The sequence below is a fragment of the Nonomuraea sp. ZG12 genome (genome assembly GCF_052068115.1).
In the GTDB taxonomy this organism is placed as follows: Bacteria; Actinomycetota; Actinomycetes; order Streptosporangiales; family Streptosporangiaceae; genus Nonomuraea.
This window is the reverse complement of the sequence record NZ_JBQHCW010000026.1, coordinates 20,842-38,972: the sequence shown is the minus strand read 5'-3', so window position 1 is coordinate 38,972 and position 18,131 is coordinate 20,842. Positions and strand designations below refer to the sequence as shown.

Genomic DNA, 18,131 nt, shown 5'->3' with positions numbered 1-18,131 from the left:
GGAGCAATGACCGGAGCGGCGGCCGGCTCCTACGCCCTGTGGGAGGCCGAGTATGACAAGGCGTACGACAACCCTTCAGCCGTTCACACACAGGCATGTGCGGGCTGCGGTGAGCGCTGCCTTCATCTGATGTTCGTGGTGGACGCCGGACAGCCGGAAAAGGGACGCCCTCTTTTCTGGTGCTCCACCTGCAACCGGGGGATCTTCTTCTCCCGGACCGACATCCCCGAGGGCGCCGAACGGATCAGCGAGGAGCAGGCGGAAGAACTCCCGGACTATCAGGTCGTGATACCCACCTGAGTGGCGGTGCCCGCGCCTGTCCTTGAGGGCGGTACGTCGTTCAGGCTTGGTCGTTCGGAAGGTGTGCGCGTACGAGCGGTGTGATCGAGGTGGCCATGTGGGCGTAGCCCTCTGCGTTCGGGTGCAGGCCGTCCGGCAGTAGGTGCTCCTGGGCGGGGCCGAACACGTCGAGCCCGTCGACCAGGTGCACATCCGCGTCGCCGTGTTCGCGCAACAGGCGCACGGCCTCGGCGATGTCGGCACGCATCTCGGCCAGGCTCATCCCGGCCGGCCCGGCCTGCTCCTCGCGGCTGGGTGAGAAGATCGGCGACATGACCAGGATGGGCACCCGGGGGTGGCCGTCCCGGATCGTACTGACGAACCCCAGGACCGCGGGCAGGTACGAGCGTTTGGTGAACGTACCGGCGCCGTAGACGTTGATGCCGAGGCAGGTGATGATCACCTCGGCGGGACCGTCCCGGATCAAGCGGGCGATCATCGGGTCAAGGTGGCACTCACCGTCGAACCCGAGACAGGTCAGATCCATGCCGAGGCCACGCGCGACCAGGGCGGGCCAGGTTCGCGTCGGCGACGCGGCCGCGCGGCACTGGGTGATCGAGCTGCCGTAGGTGATGAGCCGTGGGCGAGGCGTGGCCGGGGCCACCCAGGTCCGCGCCGACTCGTCGACGGCCAGCTCCACCAGCCGGAAATCGCCGCCGTGAGGCAACCAGATTTCCATGATCTTCTCGCCGGCCGGCAGTTCGGCGAAGTGAAAGGACCCGTCCGAGGCTACGGGGGCGTCGAGGAGTGTCTCGTGGACCACGAGGTCGACCGGGCCGATGCCGTCGGCTGACAGGCATTGCCCGCGGAGCACGGTCGCGTCGGTGCCGAACGTGATCCGGACACCCGCCTGCGCCCGGGCATGGCCGCGCAGCCGCTCGCCGGGGAAGAGGCGAAGCCGGCTGCGCGGCAGCCGCCAGCCCCGTGACCAGCCCGCCGCGTGCTCGACCTCGATCGCACCGGCCCAGGTGAGGACCGAATCGCTCGCGTGGATGGACCGCAGAGCCTTGCCGGGGAGGGTGTTCATCGGGAGACCTGCTGGTCGGTAAGGGCGCCATGGGCTGCGTGGATGTGATGCCACCGGGAGCGAGCCGTCACGCGTACACGCGAAGGGAGATCACGTGTGCGGACGGGGCACCGTTGGTGGCGGTGAGACGTAGCCGTACCGCGGTGGTGGTGACCGCCTCGGTCAGGTCGTGGACGCGGTGGCGGCGGCGGTTGCCGGTCTCGACGTGCTGCTCGACCCAGCCGCCGTCAGGTCCGGCGGTTTCGATGACGTAGTCGCGGACCAGGGTGGGCATCTCGCGGCCGGGGGTGCGGTGGTGGTGCAGGTTGATGAGGTCTTCGTGGACGTCGTCGTCGAAGATCACGTCGATGTGGCGCACCGTGGTCGCCTGCGGCCAGTCCAGTCGCAGCCACGGCTCGTCGTCGGCCGGGTCGGAGCACCACAGGTGCGGGCCGCTGCCATAGGGCCGTTGGTAGCCGTCGAGCACCCGGGCGGGCGCGAGCGCGTCGGTGTCGGGGCTGAGCCGGATCGCCGGCGTACGGCGGTGCAGCGGGATGGACCGCCAGGCCAGCACCTGCTGCGACCCGAGCGGCATCTGGGCGTCCGGTGACCGTTTGCCCGGCTGGTTGATCAGTGCCAGCACGCCCGGGACCGTGTTGTCCGCCAGGTGCACGGTCACCCCCGGAACGCTGCGCAGGACAACGATCACCGGCAGGCCCTCGGGCAGCTTGATCGGCTGCCCGGCCAGGACGAAGCGCACCCACTGCGGCCGGTCACCGGCGACGGTGGCGGTCGCTGACGCCAGTCGCCGAGCCGGTACGTAGTTCTGGCCGCGGTCGCCGACGCATACCTCGACGGTCACCTCGCCGTCGCCACTGAGCAGCAGCGACACCGAGTCCAGCAGCGGCCCGGCCGGCACCACGACCGCGACGTCGCTGGTCAGCTCCAGGGTCTCGCCGTTGGGCCGCAACGCCGGCGACCGGATGTACGACGACGCGGTCACGGACGCGGCGACGGCCAGGTCGGCCGGGTCGTGCGCGGCCAGGCCGACGATCGAGCCGTCCTGCCGCAGCAGCGTCTGCACCAGGTCGCCGCTGTGACGCTCGCTCAGCTCCCGCGGGTCGAGCCCGCGCTGGACGCACAACGCGGCGGCGGTGCCGGCGGCCTCCCCGAGGGTGCCGCACGTGGCCATCACCCGGGTGGAGCCGAACGCGACGTGGCTGGCGGAGATGTCGCGGCCCGCCATCAGCATGTTCGTGCAGTTCACGGAGTAAAGGCTGCGGTACGGCACGTGGTACACGCCGGTGGAGTACAGGTGCTTCGAGCCGGCTTCGGTGGCGTACATGCCGCCGGGCGGGTGCAGGTCGATCGACCAGCCGCCGAAGGCGACCCGGTCGTCGAACTCGACCTGGTCGATGATGTCGTGCTGGGTGAGGGTGTGGTCGCCGACGAACCGGCGGTACTCCCGTTTGCCGGGCAACGCACCGACCCATTCCAGGCTCATCGTGTCGGCGTCGAAGTTGCCGTGGTTCTTGATGTAGTCCCAGATGCCGTAGATGACCGACCACAGTTCGTCGCGGATGCGGTCGTTGTCGTGCACCGTGTCGAGCTCGCCGCCCCACTCGATCCACCAGTACGCGCAGCCGTTGTCGCCGGCCCGGATGATCCGATGTTCGGGGATCGGCGTGGTGGTGATGTCCTTGGCGAAGCTCGGCGGCACATACTGCGTCGGTTCGCCGGTGTCCTTCGTGTAGAACAGCAGCGTGCTGCCGAGGGTGATGTCGTCGGCGGTCTCGGGCGCCCACGGCTCGCCGTACTCCGATCGGGCCTCCCGGCCGATCCGGTACCTCGCCTCGGCGAGGTGGCCTACCAGGCCGTCGCCGGTGCAGTCGAGGTACAGCGGGCTGTCGAACCTGATCAGCCGCTCCGAGCCCATCATCCAGCCGGTCACCGAGTCGATGCGGCGGGCGTCGCCGGGGCCGCCGGCGGCGACCTCGCGGACGTCGGTGTTGAGGAACAGCGTGATGTTCGGCTCGGCGCGGACCGCGTCGAGCACCACCAGATCCCAGTAGTACGGGTTGCCTTCCGGGTTGCGGTACTGGTTTTCGACCAGCAGCTCCCCCATGACACCGCCTTCGCGGGCGAAGTGGTGCACGCCGTGGCCGGTGGCGCCGCACACCCACACCCGTACCTCGCTGCTGGAGTTGCCGCCCAGCACCGGTCGGTTGGTGACCAGCGCGACCCGGCGGCCGAGGCGCGCGGCGGCGATCGCCGCGCACACCCCGGCGAGCCCGCCGCCGACGACCGTGATGTCCGAGGTCACGACCTCGTGTCGCATGAGCTGTCCTATCTGTGGCTTTACTTGATCCCGGAATGGGCCAGCGCTTCCACGAACTGGCGCTGGAAGATCACGAACGCCGTGGCGACCGGTACCAGTGCCGACACCGCCGCGGCCATCGCGAGTCCGGCGGAGATGCCGCCCTCGGAGTCCGCGAAGGTCGTCAGGCCCAGCGGGATGGTGAAGTTGCTCGGGGTGGTCAGCATCACCAGCGGGGTCTCGTAGTCGTTCCAGGTGCTGACGAAGCTGACGATGGCCAGCGCCGCCAGCATCGGCCGCACCAGCGGCAGGTACACCCGCCAGAACACCTGCCATTCGTTGGCGCCGTCGATCCGGCCGGCCTCGCCGAGCGCGTCCGGCGCCGCGGCGAACGCCTGGCGCAGCAGGAACGTGCCGTACACGGTGAACACACCTGGCAGGATCAACGCCCACAGCGTGTCGTACAGGCCGAGCTGCTGGAAGAACAGGAACCGGGGGACGAGCAACAGTTGCGCCGGAATGATCGACGTCGCCAGGTACAGCAGGAAGATCTTGTCCCGGCCGCGGAACTTCAGCCGGGCGAACGCGTAGCCGGCCATCGCCGACGTCGTCAGGTCCCCCACCACGCCGGTCAGCGTCACGATCAGCGAGTTGACGTAGTAGGTGACCATCGACTTCTCGCCGATCCACACGTCGGCGTAGTTGGCCCAGTGCACCGGGTCGGGGATCCACCTGATGGGCAGCGTGAACACGTCGATGTTGCGTTTGAGCGACGACGACAGCATCCATAGGAACGGCACCACGAACAGCGCCGCCAGCGCCCACGCCAGCAGCGAGGCGCCCAGCTTGCCGCCGCGGCGCCGCCACCGGCGGCGCACACCCGCCGTCTGCAGAGTGCTCACGTGTACAGTCCTCGTCCCCTTTGGAACCGCCAGAAGAATGCCGTCAGCAGCAGGACCCCGGCGAAGCTGATCATGCCTACGGCGGCGGCGTAGCCGAACCGGTAGAACTGGAATCCTTGCTGGTACATGTAGTACGACACGGTCGTCGTCGCTTCGCCCGGCCCGCCCTGGGTCAGGAACGCGATCAGGCCGAAGCCCTGCGACTGGCCGATCGTCATCGTGATCGCCAAGAACGTGGTGGTGGGCATCAATGCCGGCCAGGTCACCGTGACGAACCGCCGCAGCGCGCCGGCGCCGTCTATCGCCGCCGCCTCGTACAGGTCGGCCGGCACGGCCTGCAGCGCCGACAGGTAGATGACGGCGTTGTAGCCGACGGCCGACCACACGGCGATCATCACCAGCGACGGCAGCCCCCAGATCTGGGAGACCAGCCAGTCCGGTGGGGAGTCGAGGCCGATCGCCCGCAGCCCGGCGTTGACCGGACCGCTGTCGGGGTTGAGCAGCAGCAGCCACACCAGGCCGATCGCGACCGAGGTCACCACGTGCGGCAGGAAGAACAACACCCGCAGGAGTGTGCGGCCGACGATGTCGCGGTTGAGGAGCATCGCCAGGCCCAGGCCGCCCATCATGGTCACGGGAACCGCGATGCCCGCATAGAACAGCGTGCGGCCGACAGCGGCCCACAGCGCGCCGTCCCTGAGCGCCTCCGCGAAGTTCGCCAGACCGACGAAGGTGAGGCCGGAGTAGCCGGACACCACGTTCCAGCTGGTGAACGCGATGGCGATCGCCGCCAGCAGCGGCAGCAGGGTGAAACTCAGGAAGCCGAACAGGTTGGGGGCGATGAACAGCCAGCCGACTCGGCCGTGCCGGCCGCTCACACCGGGAGCGTCGGCGCTCACCCCGCCGCCTTGATGGCGGCGTCGGCCTCCTTGGTCGCCTGTGCCACCATCTGGTCGACCGTGATCTGGCCGAGCAGCACCTGGTCGTAGAGCTTCTTGTAGATGGTGTCGACCTGGTTGGACGCCGTGGTGATGGTGTCGATGGGGTATTTGTACTCGGTCCCGAAGAGCACCTTCTCGAACGACGCGACGTCGTACAGCTTGTCACGTTCCGGGCCGAGCAGGTCCGCGATCGCCTGGGACCGCTTGCTCGGGTCGAGGATCGACGGCAGCCGGCCGCCCCTGGTCATGAGGTTGCTGTTGAGCATCCAGAACTGCACGAACGACCACGCCGCGTCCTGCTGCTTGGACTTGGCGCTGATCGAGATGTGGTCACCGATCGGGCCGTCGTTCCAGAACTCCTGGCCCTTGACGGGCGCGGGGTTCGGCAGGGCGCGGACCTTGAAGTCGTGCGGGAACTCCTTGAGGTCGCTGATGTAGCGCAGTGCGAACACCTGCGACGGCAGCATCGCCACCCGGCCGGTCAGCAGCGGTCCGTGGCTGAAGGTCTGCAGCTTCTCGGAGATGATCGTCCGCCGCGGCAGCGCACTGCCTTCGGCCTGCATCGCCAGGGCGAGCTCGAAGTATCGCCGCCACACCGGATCGCCGAACGACGAGGACTTGCCATCCTCGCTGTAGTAGTAGTCCGGGCCCAGGGTGTACCGGTGGATCGGCGGCGTGCTGAACGTCCCGAACACCGTGTCGGCCTTGCTGAGCTTCTTCGCCACCTCGCGGTATTCGTCGATGTCCCAGCCGTCGGGGATGGTGACGCCGGCCTCTGACAGCATCTTGTCGTTGGCGAAGATCAACGACGGCGCCTTCTGGGCCGGCACAGAGTAGATCTTGCCGTCGTACACGAGGTTCGCCGCCGGGGACGCGTCCGGCCCGAACTGCGCCAGGCCGGAGTCCTTCTTGACCCGGTCGGTGAGGTCGACGGTCAGCCCTGCCTGGACCCGCTTGCCGAGGGTCGGGTTGTCGTACGAGAAGAACACGTCGATCGGCACGCCACCCTGCAGCGATGTGTCGAGCTTGAGTTTGCCCTGTTCGTCGTTGACGTACCGGGTGTAGGTGACCTTGATGTCGGGGTGTTGCTTCTGGAAGGCCTCGATCATGGCGTTCGGGCCGCTCTCGGGCGGGACGCCGCCCCACACGCTGAGGGTTACGCCGGTTGCGGAGGTGCTGCCGCCGTCCTTGCCGCAGGCGGCGAGGACGGCGATTCCGGCGGCGCCGGCGGCCGCTTTCAGGGCGGTACGCCGGGAGAAGGGTGTGCCGATCACATCAGGCTCCTTTTACGGGACGCGCGATCCTTTTGCGGGACGCGCGATTCGGGGAGGGATGGGGGACCTCGGGAGCACGGGTGCTTCAACGCGCGGCGAGGCTGGCTTCGACGACGCGGCGGGCATCGTGCAGCCACAGTCGCAAGGTCGGTGGGTCGGCGATGCGGATGTCGCCGGTGAGTGCGAGTGCCACGGGGTGGTCCTCGTCGGTCTTGATGGGGATCGCGGCGCCGACCATCTCGGCGAACCCCCACTCCGGCAACACGAGCACGTCGTGCTCGACGTTGGCGCGGGCGAAGGCGAGGACTTCCTCCTCGGTCGCCGGCACCGCTGCGGTGCCGGGCCAGCCGTACCGGTTACGAGATTGCCGGAGGACGTTCAGCGCCTCGTCTTCGGGCAGGTCGACGAGCATCCGCAGCCCGGGGGCCGAGAGGTGGACCGGGAAGCCCGCCCCGAAGTCGACGGTGCCGATGCCGGTGCCGGTCCGCAGGAAGTAGACCATCTCTCCGCGCCACAGGACACACAGCGTGACGTCGAGCCCCGGGTGGGCGGAGGAGATCTCCTCCATCGCCGCCCGCGGCTTGCGGATCAGCGGGAACCAGGTGGTCGCGGACATCAGTGACAGCACCCCGAAGTCCGGCGCGAACCGTCGATCCGGGGTCTTTCGGACGTATCCCACCTCCGTCAGCGTGGCGAGGATCCGGGACACCGAGCTCTGGTGCACGCCGATCCGCCGGGCGATCTCCGTTGCGGTCAGGGGCGCACCCTCGTCCACGAGCTCCCGCAGCACGTGCAGCCCTCGGGCAAGGGCCGAGGTGTTGGGCGCATCAACAAGCGTACGACGCATGGAAGGGAACGTAGCGTGCGTCAGACGCATGAACAATAGGTCACAGCCGTGTTATTGAACTGCTAGCAGCTAGCTGTTAGCTTACAGATCATGAGGCCAGTTCACGGGGAAACGTTCCGGTTGGCGCAGCAACGGTTGCGCGAGTACATCGATGAACACGACCTGCGTCCGGGAGACCCGCTGCCGTCGGAGGCGAAGCTTGCGGAGAGCCTCGGGATCAGCCGGATCTCGTTGCGCGAAGCGACGCGAAGCCTGCAGGCGCTGGGCGTGATCAACGCGGTGTCCGGGCGGGGACTGTTCGTGAGCGAGTTCTCGTTCCGGCCGATCCTGGAGCAGCTTCCGTACCAGGTCGCCATCGGTGGCGCATCGTTGTATGAGGTGCTCGTCGTGCGCGAGGCGCTCGAAGTCGGCCTCATCGAGATGGTCTCCAAGTGCCTGACGCCCGCCGACCTCGACGACCTGAGGGAACTCGCCGACGAGATGGAGCGCAGGGAACTGTCCGGCGAGCCCCTCGGCGACCTCGACAAGGCGTTCCACGAGCGGCTCTATCAGCCACTCGGCAACGGGCTGGTGTCGTCGCTCATCGACCTGTTCTGGGAGCTCTTCCACCGGCTGTTCGACTCGCTTCCCGGCGAGCCCGGCCATCCCGCGCGCGTGCACCAGGACATCGTCACGGCGCTCGCCGCCGGCGAGGGGATGTCCGATGCGATGGTCGCCCACTTCAGCTACATCCGTCATCGGCTCGAGCCGCTGGCGCCCTCCCGTCCTGACGAGAACCAGTGACCAAGCGTCCGAACATTCTCTGGCTCTGCGCCGACCAGCAGCGCTTCGACACCGTGGGCTGCTTCGGCAATCCGTTCGTCGAGACGCCGAACCTGGACCGGTTGGCCGGCGAGGGAGTGATGTTCGAGCACGCCTATGCGCAGAGTCCGGTGTGCACCCCGTCGCGGGCGAGCTTCCTGACCGGCCGCTACCCGCGCACCACCCGCGCCCGCCAGAACGGCGGGTCCATCCCGCCCGATGAGAGGCTGATCCCCCGGATCCTGGCCGATGCCGGCTACACCTGCGGCCTGGTCGGGAAGTTACACATCCGGGCCGCCCACCCTCGCCCGGATCGTCCGGTGGAAAGCCGCGTCGACGACGGCTACAGCTGGTTCAGCTGGTCGCACCAGCCGCCGCCGAACGCCGCGCAGGCGGCGATGGACTGGCCGACCAACGCGTACAGCAACTGGCTGCGCGCCCGCGGTGTCGCGTTCACCCGGCAGGCCCATCCGGAAACGGAGCATGTCCAGATCGGCCTGGACGAGCAGCACCAGCACACGACCTGGTGCGCGGGGACCGCCACGGAGTTCGTCGAGACGATGGCCGGCTTCCCGCAGCCATGGCTGCTGTCGGTCAACTTCTACGATCCGCACCACCCGTTCGACCCGCCCAAGGACCTGCTCGAGCGATATCTCGACCGGCTGGACGACATTCCGCTCCCACGTTTCCAGCCTGGCGAGCTCGACGACAAGCCGCTGCTCCAGCAGGACCACTACGCCGGCGGGCACAGCGCCGCGCGCACCTTCGTCCATGCCGACATGGGCGAACGAGAGCACCGGCTGATCCGCGCCGCGTACTGGGCGATGATCGACCTGCTCGACCGGCAGATCGGCCGCATCCTCGACGCGCTCGAACGCACCGGCCAGCGCGAGGACACGATCGTCATCTTCCACGCCGACCACGGCGAGATGCTCGGTGACCACGGCATCTATCTCAAGGGCCCGTACTTCTACGACCCGGCCGTGCGCGTCCCGCTCATCCTGAACTGGCCCCGTCGACTGCCGGCCGGGCGACGGGTGAGCGGCCTGGTCGAGCTCGTCGACGTGGCCCCGACCGTGCTGGAAGCGGTGGGCGCGGAGCCGGAGCCGGGCATCCAGGGCCGATCACTGTTGCCGTTGATCGACAACAGGGTCGCCGAGCACCGTGACGACGTTTACAGCGAGTTCTACAACGCCGGCGGCCCGCACCGCGGCCGGCGGACGTACGCCACCATGGTCCGTTCGGAAAGGCACAAGATCGTCGCGTACCACGGTAGCGGCGACGGTGTCCGCGGCGAGCTGTACGACCTCGAAGACGACCCGGGCGAGCACGTCAACCGGTGGGACGACCCGGCGTACCTGACGGCCAAGACCGACATGCTGCAACGGATGGTCGACCGCATGGCGATGACCGCCGACCCCCTGCCTGTGCGAGACGACGTCTGGTGACCGCGCCTACCGGACGGTGCGCTTTTCGCCCGTCCCGCAGCGCGTTGTGGTCGACCAGGTAACGGTGAGAGAGGTGAGCGACGACATGGTCGCATCGGTGACGGATGTCGACGGGCCGGCGCACTTACGTGCCGGTGGCGTCTCGGTGATCGTCGACACGGGGGGCGGTGGCCTGCCGCGGGTCGTGTACTGGGGCGCGGACCTCGGTGACCTCGACCGCGACAGCTTGGCGGCGCTGGCTGCGGCCTCCATCCCGCCGGTCGTGCGCGGACCTGTCGACTCGGTCGTCCCCGTCGCGGTACTGCCCGAACAGTCCGCCGGTTGGCTGGGTACGCCGGGGCTGTCGGGGCACCGCGACGGGCGGGACTTCTCGGCGAAGTTCACCGTGACCGATGTCGAGTCCGAGCGGACGCCGGGCCCGGTAGCGCACCGGCTGGTGGTCAGCGCCGAGGACCCGCACGCCCGGCTGGGCCTGCGGATCGAGCTTGAGCTGACCGCGTCAGGCCTGCTGCGGCTGCGTGCCGCGCTGGCCAACCACGATCCCGAGCGGACTTACACGCTGGACGGCTTGGTGCTCGCCCTGCCGGTGCCGGCCCAAGCTCGGGAGATTCTGGACTTCTCCGGCCGGCATCTGAAGGAACGTTCGCCGCAGCGGCACGAGTTCACCCTCGGCACCTACCAACGGGACAACCGTCGGGGGAGGACGGGGTTGGACGCGACGCTGTTGCTGCTCGCCGGGACACCGGCGTTCTCGTTCGAGAGCGGCGAGGTCTGGGGGGTGCACGTCGCGTGGAGCGGCAACCACCGAACCCTGGCCGAGCGCACCCCGGACGGGTACAGCCTGCTCGGCGGCGGGGAATTGCTGCTGCCCGGCGAGGGCACGCTCGGTCCGGGCGAGTCGTACCTGTCACCGTGGGTCTTCGGCGGCTGGGGACGTGGTCTCAACGACCTGTCCGCCCGGTTCCACGAGTACCTGCGGGCCCGCCCGCAGCACCCGTCCGCCCGCCGCCCGGTGGTGCTCAACACCTGGGAGGCCGTCTACTTCGACCAGGACGTCGCGGTGCTGACCGAGCTCGCCGACCTCGCCGCCGAGGTGGGTGCACAGCGGTTCGTGCTGGACGACGGGTGGTTCCGGCACCGCCGTGACGACCGGGCCGGACTGGGCGACTGGTACGTCGACGAGCAGATGTGGCCAGGCGGATTGCACGCCTTCGTCGGCCACCTCCGTGCGCTCGGTATGCAGTTCGGCCTGTGGTTCGAGCCCGAAATGGTCAATGTGGACTCGGACGTGGCCCGCGCACATCCGGAGTGGATCCTCTCCGCCGGTCACCGGCTGCCGCCGGAGGCCCGCCACCAGCAGGTGCTCGACCTGGCCCATCCGGACGCGTTCGCGTACATCCTGGCGCGGATGGACGCGCTCGTCACCGAGTACCGCATCGACTACATCAAGTGGGACCACAACCGGGACCTGGTCGAGCCGGGGCGGGCCGCGCACGGCCGGGCCGGGGTGCGCGAGCAGACCCTGGCGGTGTACCGGCTGATCGACACCCTCAAGGCCAGGCACCCCGGGCTGGAGATCGAATCGTGTTCGTCCGGGGGAGGCCGGGTGGACCTCGGCATCCTCGACCGGACCGACCGCGTCTGGGCCAGCGACTGCATCGACGCACTCGAACGGCAGCAGATCGAGCGGTGGACCGGGCTGCTGCTGCCCCCCGAGCTGATCGGCTCGCACGTCGGCTCCCCGTCCGTGCACACCACCGGGCGTACCCACGTCCTTGCCTTCCGCGCCGGCACCGCGCTCTTCGGCCATCTCGGCATCGAGTGGGATCTGCGGTCGGCCGCACCCGCCGACCGGGCCGCCCTCGCCGAGTGGGTACGGCTGCACCAGCGGCATCAGGTACTGCTCCACACCGGACGGGTCGTCCGGGTCGACCACCCCGACCCCGCCGTCCACGTGCACGGCGTCGTCGCCACCGACCGGTCCGAGGCGCTGTTCACCGTGGTCGCCGTCGCCACCTCGGAACTCACCCGCACCGGGCTGGTCCGCATCCCGGGGCTCGACCCGGACGCGGCCTACCGGATCACGCCGCTGGACCTCACCGCGGACGTCGCGGCGTTCGCCGGGCGCGCCTGCCCGCCGTGGTGGGCCGGCGGCACCACGCTGCCCGGCCGGGTGCTCGCCGAGCACGGAGTTCAGTTCCCGCCGCTCTTCCCCGAACGGCTCACCCTCGTCCACCTCGTCCGCCTCGACCAGTAGGAGGTATCGCACGTGAAACCGAGACAAGCATCCGGCCCGAGTCACCGACGGCTGTTATCCGCCGTGAGGCCTTTCGAGACCGCCCGGGAGCAGACATGGTAACCCGCCGGCTGCTTTCCGCAATGATCAGGCCGATGGTGGTCGCGCTGATGGCCGCCACCGCCCTGGTGGCGTCCGGCTCCGCCGCCACGGCGGCCGAGCCGGTGGTCACCGACGACGTCCTGTTCAGCCGCGGAGAGGCGGGGTACTTCTGCTACCGCATCCCCACCCTGGTCAAAGCCGCCAACGGTGACCTGCTGGCGATCGTGGAGGGGCGGGAGCGAGCCTGCAACGACGACGCCGACATCGACCTCGTGCTGAAGCGCTCCACCGATGGCGGCGTCACATGGGGGCCGGTGCAACGGATCGCGGAGGCCGGCGGGGACACCCTCGGCAACCCGATACCGGTCGTGGACGAACGCACCGGCCGCATCGTGATCCTGGCCAACCGCAACGCCTACGGCGCCTGCCCGCCCTGCGACCGGGACGTGTACCTGCTGACCAGCGACGACCACGGGGCGACGTGGACCCCCCCACGCGAACAGCCGCACCTCAAGCGGCCGGAGTGGGACCGGTTCATCGCCAACGGGCCGGTGCACGGCATCCAGCTCAAACGCGGCCCGCACGCCGGCCGGCTGATCGTCAGCTCCATGCACGAGATGAGCGACGGCGACCGACTGCCGATCTTCGGCGCCCACCTGTACTACAGCGACGACGGCGGTGACACCTGGCAGATCGGTGCCACCATCGCCGACGTCGAGGGGCGGGCCAAACCCACCGAGACCACGGTGGTCGAGCTGACCGACGGCCGGCTCTACGTCAGTGCCCGCGAGGTCGCCTCCGCGTCGGACGGGGTGCGGGCGTACGCCTACTCCAGCGACGGCGGCGAGAGCTTCGACGGCTACTTCCAGATGCTGCCGACATTCACCACGGTCCAGGTGCAGGCGTCGCTGCTGCGGCTGACCGCCACCGACGAAGGTGACGCCCGTAACCGCATCCTGATCTCCACGGTCGCGCATCCCGGCGCCCGCGAGGTCATGGCGATCCGGTCGTCGTTCGACGAGGCGCGGACGTGGCAGACCTGGGACCAGGGCAAGGTCTTCTGGTGGGGGCCGACGGCCTACTCCGACATGATCGAGATCGGCACCGACCCCACCCACGGGATCATGGCCGGGCTGCTCTACGAGGCGGGCACCGCCAACCCGTACGAGACCATCCGCTGGGCCCGATTCAACGAGGCGCACCTCGAGACCCCGAACGGCACCCCGGACGGCTTCCCACCGCCACCGGTGCCGGGCCCGACGACCCCCGACGTGTCACCACGCTACGACAACACCGCGTACGTGCGGGGCGACGCGACGCTGACCCGCGGCCGGTACGGCAAGGGCCTGGCGCTGGACAAGGTCGACGACGGCGTCGAGGTGCCGTACACGCCCGCCGTGGACGTGGAGGACGGTGACTTCACGGTCATGACGTGGTTCCGGTACAACGCGGCCACCGGCTCGCACGCCATCATGTGGGCGTACCGGATGAATGCGGCGCCGCAGATGCGGCTGCTGGCCGAACCGGCGAACAACCGCATCCGGGCCTACCTCGGCACCGGCCTGGGCACCGCCGTGACGCTGACGTCGCCGTCGGCGTACAACGACGGGGCCTGGCACCACATCGCGCTACAGCGGATCGACCGCGGGCTCACGATGTACGTCGACGGTGTCTCGGTCGCGACGGGCACCACGCCGCCCGGCTCGGTCACCAACGGCCGCGATTTCGGCGTCCACGGCCTGTACGTCGGCCAGCGGCTCGACGGCGCCGACCGGTTCCTCGGCACGCTCGACGAGTTCCGGTTGTACGGCCGCGCGTTGACGGCCGACGAACTTCTCAAGATCCGTACCCGCAACGTCCCCATCGCCGGCCGGCTGCGGCTGCGGCTGCCGTTCGAGACGATCGACGCGAGGTGACGTGATGACCCATCGGTTGCCGCCCGTCCTGACAGCCGCCGTGGCGGCCGGCCTTCTCATCAACCTGTCGTAGCAGTCTCGGCGCCCTACCAGCGCCGACCAGGCCCCGGCGGTGTCGAGGGTCTGGTCGGCGCAGCTCGACGACGGGTGAGGATCGATCGGGCGCGCGGCCGAACCATTCGCCGCATGTGCGCGTCCCATTGATCATGAGTGCGTTACGGGGAGAGGACCCGCACACGATCGGCGGCTACTGGCTGGCCGGCCGCCTGGGGCAGGGGGGCCAGGGCGTCGTTTACGAGGCTTACGACGGTGAGGGCGCCCGGGTGGCGCTCAAGCTCCTGCACGCGGACGGCGGCCGCACGCAGCTGGACCGGTTCGCCCGGGAGGTCGAGGCCGCGCGAAGGGTGGCCTCTTTCTGTACGGCTCGGGTTCTGGACGCCGATCTGGCCGGCCCGCGGCCGTACATCGTCAGTGAGTACGTCAGCGGGCCCAGCCTGCGCACAGCCGTACGGGATGGGCGATCGTTCGCGGGGGATGACCTGCACCGGCTGGCTACGGCGATCGCCACAGCGCTGGCCGCCGTTCATGAGGCGGGGGTGATCCACCGCGATCTGAAGCCCGACAACGTCCTGCTCGGTCCGGACGGCCCACGGGTGATCGACTTCGGTATCGCGCGTACTGAGGAGATGTCGCTGACGTCCACCGGGCTCATCGCCGGCACGCCTGCCTACATGGGGCCCGAGTCGTTCAGCGGGCGGCGGGCGGGCGCGCCGGGCGACGTGTTCGCGTGGGGCGCCGTGGTGCTCTTCGCCGCGCAGGGAAGGGATGCCTTCGCCGGGGACAACGCCGCTGCGGTGATCCACCAGGTTCTTTCGGTCATACCCGACGTGAGCGAGCTACCGCCCGTGCTGCGCCCGCTGGTGGCGGCGGCGCTGGCCAAGGAGCCGGAGTCGCGGCCGACGGCCCGGGAGTTGCTGCTCGCCCTGGTCAGCGGCCAGGGCGAGGCGGCCGGGCTGTTGCGCGCGGGCAGTGAGAGGGCGGGGCAGATCGCATCCGACCAGGGCCGCGACCCGGGATTGGGGACGATCGCCGAGGATGCCTACGCCGCACTCCCGGAGGTGCAGCGGCGACTGGTGCCCGGAGTGTTCCTACGGCTGCTCACCCTGGACGAGTACGACGTGGAGATGACCCGCCCGGTGCCCGTGGCCGAGCTGGATTACGGCGGGCAGGACCTGAAGGAGATTCTCGGGGCGTTCTCCTACGTGCTTTCCGAGCGCGACGGCCAGATGGTCCTGACCCGCCCCGCCGTCCTGCGCGCGTGGCCTCGCCTGCGCGGTTGGGTGAGCGAGGAGAAGGCGGGCCTGGCGGTCGTCGCGCAGCTCGGCCAGGCCGCCCGCCACTGGGATGACAGCGGTCGCGGCGACGGCGACCTGCTGCGCGGCAGCCGGCTGCAGGCTGTCGAGAGCTGGGCCGACTCCGAGCGCCGCCATATGACGCTCACCAGGCTGGAACGTGACTTCCTCGACTCCAGCCGCCAGGCGCTGGTCCGGTCCAGGAGGGTACGGCGAGGCGCGATGGTCACGCTTGTCACGTTGCTCGTCGTCGCTCTCGCCGGCGCGGCCTCGGCCGTGTACGCCGCGGGCGAAGCCAACAGCGAGCGGCAGCGGGCGGAGGCACAGAAGCGGCAGGCGTTGTCCAGGCAACTGGCGACGCAGAGCGTCCGGCTCGTCGGCACCGAGCCGACGGTCGGGCACCTGCTGGCGGTCACGGCCTGGCGGCTGGCGCCGACCAAGGAGGCCCGCCACAGCCTCCGTAACGCCCTCGCCGAGCCCGCCGTCTTCACTCGGCCCGGCCCGGCGATCGCGCTGGCCTTCAGCCCCGACGGCAGGGTCCTCGCGACCAACGGGGACGAAGGCGTGGTGACACTCCGGGACCCCGTCACACACCGTCCGACCGGCTCCCTGACCGGCCAGAAGCAGATGGTCACCGAGGTGGCGTTCAGCAGCGACGGCCGGCTCGTCGCGGCGGTGGCCGAGGACGTGCGGATCTGGGACGTCGCCACACGCGAGCAGCTCGGGGAGCCGCTCAAGGGCGGCGAAACCATCGCGTTCAGCCCGGACGGCAAGCTCCTGGCCACGGGCGGCGACAGGGTGCGGTTGTGGGACGTGGCCACGCGCGAACAGGTCGTTGACGCGCTCCCCGGAGCCAACGCCATCGCCTTCAGCCCCGACGGCAAGCTCCTGGCGACCCACTCCTCCCGCGACACCGAGGCCCGGGTCTGGGACGTGGCCTCGCGCAGGCAGGTCGCCTCGCTCGAAGCGCACACCTCGCCCGCCGGCACCAGCCACGTGGCCTTCAGTCCCGACGGGAAACTGCTGGTCACCGGCAGCCACGCGTTGCGCCTGTGGAACGTCGCCACGTGGCGGCCGATCGGCAAGCCGCTCATGAACAGGCAGATCGTCGGCATCCGCGTCGCCTTCAGCCCGGACGGCGCAGTCCTGGCGGCCACGAGCGACGGCGGCCGAGCCCGGCTCTGGGATGTGGCCACGCGCCAGGAGCTCGGTCCTGAACTCGCCAGTCACACGATCGCCCTGTACAGCGTGGCTTTCAGCCCTGACGGGAAACTGCTGGCCACCGGCGGCATCGACGGGCTGTGGCTGTGGAGCCCGTTCACACACCGGCAGCTGGGATCACCCCTGCCCACGGCGGGCACCACCGCGCGCGCTGCGACGTTCGGCGGGGATGGGCGGAGCATCCTGACCTCCGACGCTCGGCAGGTCAGGCTCTGGGACCTCGGCTCACGAACGCCCATCTTCACCATCAAGCCGGGGCACGACATCAACACCGTGGTGGCGAGCCCGGACGGTGGCACGCTGGCGATCGGGCTGGAGTCCGAGCTGACCTGGTGGGATGTCGCCACCCGACGTCAGGTGAGCTCGGTGAGAATACCCCGCCACGTCATCAGGTCGGCGGCCTACAGCCCGGACGGACGGGTCGTGGCCATCGCGCTCACACCGGACACGCAGACCGATGCGAAGCCCGAGGTGTGGCTCTTCGACACGCGCACCCATCGCCGGATCGGCCGGATCGTCCACACCGAACACATCATGCAGCTGGTCATCAGCCCCGACGGCAGATACCTGACCGTGGTGGACACCGGGGGGAACGCCCAGCTGTGGGAGCTGTCCACCCGGGTCAAGGTCGGCCCGCCCATCGGCAGGGCGCGAAGCGTCGCCTTCTCCCCGGACGTCAGGACCCTGGCCGTGGCCGGCACCGCGGGAACGCGGCTGATCGACCTGGCCTCCCGCAAGCAGCTAGGCCGGGACCTGGGCGGGCACTCCGGCGTGATCACCGCGGTGGCCTTCAGCGCCGACGGCGCCACCCTCGCCACCGCGAGCGACGACAAGAGCGTCCGGCTGTGGGACGTGGCCACGCACGAACAGGTCGGCGCCGCTCTTCCCGGCCGCAGCAGGGTCTCCGAGGTGGCGTTCGGCGATGGCGTGCTGGCCACGGTGAACGATGACGACACCTTCCGGGTGTGGGGCGTGGCCGAACCCGCGGACCTGGTGGCCGCCGCCTGCGCTCGCGCCGGCCGTACACTCAGCGCCCAGGAATGGGAGCAGTACCTACCCGGCGAGCCCTTCCGGACGGTGTGCGTGCCGTCCTGAGTCAGGCGGCCGCAAAGGGCCGGTGCTCTCTCAGGATGTCCCGACGACGCGGAGCGGCTGATCGGCCTGGTGCATCGGTATTGTGTGCCGCGCGGAATCGCCTTCACATTCCTGCGCGGGCCGCACGCCGTATTCCTGCGCAATGCGAAGTACGCCCCCCGCGCGGGCAGCGGAAAGGTCGTGACGATCTATCCGTACCGTCAAGCTGTACTCATGAGAATCGCTCAGCACCTGCCCGCGCCATCGATGCGGGATGGCGCGGGCGGATGCGAGCGATCATCGCAAGGGTGACGCACAGTCATTCGAGGCCAGACCAAGATCTCGGCCGGAGCAG

General features: G+C 69.6%; 12 protein-coding genes. 6 read left to right on the top strand and 6 right to left on the bottom strand.

Annotated elements, in window-relative coordinates; all coding sequences use genetic code 11:
* Window positions 1–6: 6 nt before the first annotated feature.
* Complete coding sequence (locus ACTMTF_RS40615; RefSeq protein ID WP_441115437.1) at window positions 7–300, top strand: hypothetical protein; 294 nt, start codon at window positions 7–9, stop codon at window positions 298–300.
* Window positions 301–340: 40 nt separating this feature from the next.
* Here the strand turns inward: ACTMTF_RS40615 and ACTMTF_RS40610 are convergent, their stop codons facing one another.
* The 6 genes from ACTMTF_RS40610 to ACTMTF_RS40585 all read right to left on the bottom strand — a co-directional run bounded on the left by ACTMTF_RS40610 (window position 341) and on the right by ACTMTF_RS40585 (window position 7,626).
* Window positions 341–1,366, bottom strand: coding sequence for an SGNH/GDSL hydrolase family protein (locus ACTMTF_RS40610; RefSeq protein ID WP_441115436.1), 1,026 nt, complete (start codon window positions 1,364–1,366; stop codon window positions 341–343).
* A gap of 67 nt (window positions 1,367–1,433) precedes the next feature.
* Entirely contained in the window at window positions 1,434–3,683 is a 2,250-nt protein-coding gene (locus ACTMTF_RS40605) for an FAD-dependent oxidoreductase (protein ID WP_441115435.1), read from the bottom strand.
* A 20-nt stretch (window positions 3,684–3,703) separates the two neighbouring features.
* Window positions 3,704–4,564 carry a carbohydrate ABC transporter permease gene (locus ACTMTF_RS40600; RefSeq protein ID WP_441115434.1) on the bottom strand — a complete coding sequence of 287 codons (861 nt, stop codon included), beginning with the start codon at window positions 4,562–4,564 and terminating at the stop codon, window positions 3,704–3,706.
* Window positions 4,561–5,463 carry a carbohydrate ABC transporter permease gene (locus tag ACTMTF_RS40595; protein ID WP_441115433.1) on the bottom strand — a complete coding sequence of 301 codons (903 nt, stop codon included), beginning with the start codon at window positions 5,461–5,463 and terminating at the stop codon, window positions 4,561–4,563. Before ACTMTF_RS40595 ends, ACTMTF_RS40600 begins: the two co-directional genes overlap by 4 nt.
* On the bottom strand, window positions 5,460–6,779 hold the full coding sequence (locus ACTMTF_RS40590) for an ABC transporter substrate-binding protein (RefSeq protein WP_441115432.1): 1,320 nt from the start codon (window positions 6,777–6,779) through the stop codon (window positions 5,460–5,462). The genes ACTMTF_RS40595 and ACTMTF_RS40590 overlap by 4 nt, the downstream gene beginning before the upstream one ends.
* Window positions 6,780–6,864: 85 nt before the next feature.
* Window positions 6,865–7,626 (bottom strand): IclR family transcriptional regulator, encoded by a 762-nt coding sequence (locus tag ACTMTF_RS40585; protein WP_441115431.1) that lies wholly within the window; start codon window positions 7,624–7,626, stop codon window positions 6,865–6,867.
* A gap of 90 nt (window positions 7,627–7,716) precedes the next feature.
* Between ACTMTF_RS40585 and ACTMTF_RS40580 the strand changes: the two genes are divergently transcribed.
* The 5 genes from ACTMTF_RS40580 (at window position 7,717) to ACTMTF_RS40560 (ending at window position 17,797) form a co-directional block, all read left to right on the top strand.
* Window positions 7,717–8,409: a FadR/GntR family transcriptional regulator gene (locus ACTMTF_RS40580; RefSeq protein WP_441115430.1), complete on the top strand. Its 693-nt coding sequence runs from the start codon at window positions 7,717–7,719 to the stop codon at window positions 8,407–8,409.
* Window positions 8,406–9,875 (top strand): sulfatase family protein, encoded by a 1,470-nt coding sequence (locus ACTMTF_RS40575; protein WP_441115429.1) that lies wholly within the window; start codon window positions 8,406–8,408, stop codon window positions 9,873–9,875. Before ACTMTF_RS40580 ends, ACTMTF_RS40575 begins: the two co-directional genes overlap by 4 nt.
* An 85-nt stretch (window positions 9,876–9,960) precedes the next feature.
* Entirely contained in the window at window positions 9,961–12,132 is a 2,172-nt protein-coding gene (locus ACTMTF_RS40570; RefSeq protein WP_441115526.1) for an alpha-galactosidase, read from the top strand.
* A gap of 134 nt (window positions 12,133–12,266) precedes the next feature.
* Complete coding sequence (locus tag ACTMTF_RS40565) at window positions 12,267–14,129, top strand: exo-alpha-sialidase (protein WP_441115428.1); 1,863 nt, start codon at window positions 12,267–12,269, stop codon at window positions 14,127–14,129.
* A 206-nt stretch (window positions 14,130–14,335) separates the two neighbouring features.
* Window positions 14,336–17,797 carry a WD40 repeat domain-containing serine/threonine protein kinase gene (locus ACTMTF_RS40560; RefSeq protein ID WP_441115427.1) on the top strand — a complete coding sequence of 1,154 codons (3,462 nt, stop codon included), beginning with the start codon at window positions 14,336–14,338 and terminating at the stop codon, window positions 17,795–17,797.
* Window positions 17,798–18,131: the final 334 nt, after the last annotated feature.

What these genes read in the sequence shown, in the direction of transcription:
- ACTMTF_RS40615 (WP_441115437.1), top strand. Translation starts at nt 7, where the DNA reads ATGACCGGAGCGGCGGCCGGCTCCTACGCCCTGTGGGAGGCCGAGTAT.
- ACTMTF_RS40610 (WP_441115436.1), bottom strand. Translation starts at nt 1,366, where the DNA reads ATGAACACCCTCCCCGGCAAGGCTCTGCGGTCCATCCACGCGAGCGAT.
- ACTMTF_RS40605 (WP_441115435.1), bottom strand. Translation starts at nt 3,683, where the DNA reads ATGCGACACGAGGTCGTGACCTCGGACATCACGGTCGTCGGCGGCGGG.
- ACTMTF_RS40585 (WP_441115431.1), bottom strand. Translation starts at nt 7,626, where the DNA reads ATGCGTCGTACGCTTGTTGATGCGCCCAACACCTCGGCCCTTGCCCGA.
- ACTMTF_RS40580 (WP_441115430.1), top strand. Translation starts at nt 7,717, where the DNA reads ATGAGGCCAGTTCACGGGGAAACGTTCCGGTTGGCGCAGCAACGGTTG.
- ACTMTF_RS40570 (WP_441115526.1), top strand. Translation starts at nt 9,961, where the DNA reads ATGGTCGCATCGGTGACGGATGTCGACGGGCCGGCGCACTTACGTGCC.
- ACTMTF_RS40565 (WP_441115428.1), top strand. Translation starts at nt 12,267, where the DNA reads ATGGTGGTCGCGCTGATGGCCGCCACCGCCCTGGTGGCGTCCGGCTCC.
- ACTMTF_RS40560 (WP_441115427.1), top strand. Translation starts at nt 14,336, where the DNA reads ATGAGTGCGTTACGGGGAGAGGACCCGCACACGATCGGCGGCTACTGG.